Genomic DNA, 2,338 nt, shown 5'->3' with positions numbered 1-2,338 from the left:
TATGGTAGCGGGTTTCTGTTCGCGCCCGGCGCGGAGTTTTAAGCTCTGCGGAGAAACACCACACCAATTCAGACAGCAACCCGGTTATCAGCGGTTCGGATTCCTGCGATAGCGCGCATTCTGTCAGTAATTTTCCCAAGGCAAGGCATGCCACCAGTCGGCCACACAGTGCCTGCTTTAATGCCGGATCGTTGCTTTCAAGCAGGGCGCCGGCGAAACGCTCACTGTGAGCGGCGAAATCCGTGGCGGAACTGAAAGGTAGGGTAAGTAACGGGTGAGTCTGGGTGAGGGTCACAACGGGATGTGGTTTAAATTTTTACTAAAACGTCGACTTGGAGGCGACAAATAGGAAAAATATTAAACCCAGCCTTGTCATGCGCGTTCACCAGAACCATAATGGTTTAAAAATAAACTGAATTGTCAACTGAGAGGCGACAATTGGCTAATTATTTAAACTGGCTAATGCAAAACACCTTACCGGGGCAGGTATTGCTTCAGTCATGGCTTAGTCGCAATGGCATCGATCGCACGCTCTCTTATCGCTATGTACAGAACGGTTGGCTTAAAAGGATCTCGCAGGGGGTTTATTGCCGGGTGGGCCGTGAACCTGATTGGGTCGATGCCGTATCCTGCTTGCAAATGCAGTGGGAAAGACCGGTACGAATAGCGGGGCTAACCAGCCTTGCTTTACAGGGTTATTCCCACTATATAGAACAGGGAAAGCCTCAAATCTGGCTTGCGCTCCCTGCTTATACCAAATTGCCTGGATGGTTTAGTGCATTCGAGTCATCAGCCACTTTTGTCAGGCTCTATACGTCGGGATTATCTGTTGATGTGATGTCATTTACGACAGAACTGAAAATTGGTGACAGGTTACTAACGGGCAGTATATCGGAGCTTGCAGCGTATGAAATCGCCAGTAGCGTTCCTGCTCAAATCTCATTTGAACATGCTGATGCGCTGTTTCAGGGGTTAAATCTGCTCAGCCCACGCAAATTACAGGTACTGCTCTGTGCCAGTTCTTCGGTGAAAACCAATCGGGTGATGCTCTACCTGGCCCAGCGCAACGGACATCCTTATTTTCAGTATCTCGATCGAAGCCGCATAGAAACAGGTGCAGGGAAGCGGCAAATCATTCCTGGTGGCTGGCTGGAGCCGGATTATCAAATAACCGTTCCCAGAGCATTCAAATCGAAAGGAGTCGAAGATGAATCAACGTGATATTTATGCCCAACAGGTCAGGCTGTTGATAAACGCACTACCCTATGTGGCGAAAGAGCCTTGCTTTGCGTTGAAAGGCGGTACCGCGATCAACTTGTTTGTACAAGATTTCCCTCGTCTGTCAGTGGATATCGATCTGGTTTATAACACGTTCTTGGATCGCGATACCGATCTGGCTGCCATCGATGACGCATTGAGGTGCATGGCGGAATCTCTGAACCGCAACCCCGGTTTCACCGCCATTCGACAGGATAATAAAGCTGACGAAAAACGTATCATCGTTAATTCCCGTGATGCACAGATAAAGATTGAAGTCAGCCCGGTTTGGCGTGGATTGTTGTTACCTTCAGCAGAAATACCGGTATGCGAGCCGGTGGAAATGGAATATGGCTTCACCACCATGAATGTCGTGTCATTGGCGGATCTCTATGGCGGTAAAATTTGCGCTGCACTCGATCGTCAGCATCCACGCGATCTGTTTGATGTAGTCAATATGCTGGAAAAACCGGGCCTCACTCGCGAGATTTTCGATGGCTTTCTTTGCTATCTGGCGGGTCATCCTCGTCCCATCGCTGAACTGTTGGAACCTCACTGGGATACTGCTCGGATCGCTACGCTGTACCAGCAGGAATTTTCAGGCATGACCCAGCAGGAGACCTCTTTGGAATCATTGCTTGCAGTAGTAACTTTGCTGCCACAGGCGTTGAAATCACATTTTACCGATCGCGATCGTCAGTTTTTACTCAGTTATAAGCAAAACAACCCTGACTGGTCGTTGTATCGCTATCCTGATATTCAGCATCTTCCCGCTATTCGCTGGAAACAGCGTAATTTAGCGACGTTGAATGCAAAAAATCCGGCTAAGTTTGGTGCTGCGGTGAGCAAGCTAGAGCGGGTTTTAGAACAGTATTTGGATTCTGACTCTCCTTTTAGAGGCCTAACTCATCGCTAGGCCTCTACTGATTAACACGGTTTTACGCACCGATCTCAAAGCGCATCAGCAATCGCGCGGCCTAAGGTTTCTGTATTGCCGCTGCCGCCCAAATCTCGGGTTAATGGTGCCTGTGTCGGACCTTGTGCCAGCACGGTTTCGATGGCCTGTAAAATCGCCGCCCCT

2 protein-coding genes and 1 pseudogene are annotated in these 2,338 nt (G+C 49.3%); 2 read left to right on the top strand and 1 reads right to left on the bottom strand.

Going from position 1 to position 2,338, the window contains the following annotated elements; translation table 11 throughout:
• Positions 1 to 295: pseudogene (locus J5224_RS25070) on the bottom strand (hypothetical protein); the annotation flags it as partial.
• 143 nt (positions 296 to 438) lie between these two features.
• On the opposite strand from J5224_RS25070, the gene J5224_RS25065 reads away from it, so the two are divergent.
• Positions 439 to 1,221: a type IV toxin-antitoxin system AbiEi family antitoxin gene (locus J5224_RS25065; RefSeq protein WP_264627924.1), complete on the top strand. Its 783-nt coding sequence runs from the start codon at positions 439 to 441 to the stop codon at positions 1,219 to 1,221.
• Positions 1,208 to 2,173 (top strand): nucleotidyl transferase AbiEii/AbiGii toxin family protein, encoded by a 966-nt coding sequence (locus J5224_RS25060; protein ID WP_264627923.1) that lies wholly within the window; start codon positions 1,208 to 1,210, stop codon positions 2,171 to 2,173. Before J5224_RS25065 ends, J5224_RS25060 begins: the two co-directional genes overlap by 14 nt.
• The last annotated feature ends 165 nt before the right edge of the window (positions 2,174 to 2,338 follow it).

The sequence above is a fragment of the Candidatus Symbiopectobacterium sp. NZEC135 genome (genome assembly GCF_025962695.1).
This window is presented reverse-complemented; position numbering and strand designations above follow the sequence as displayed.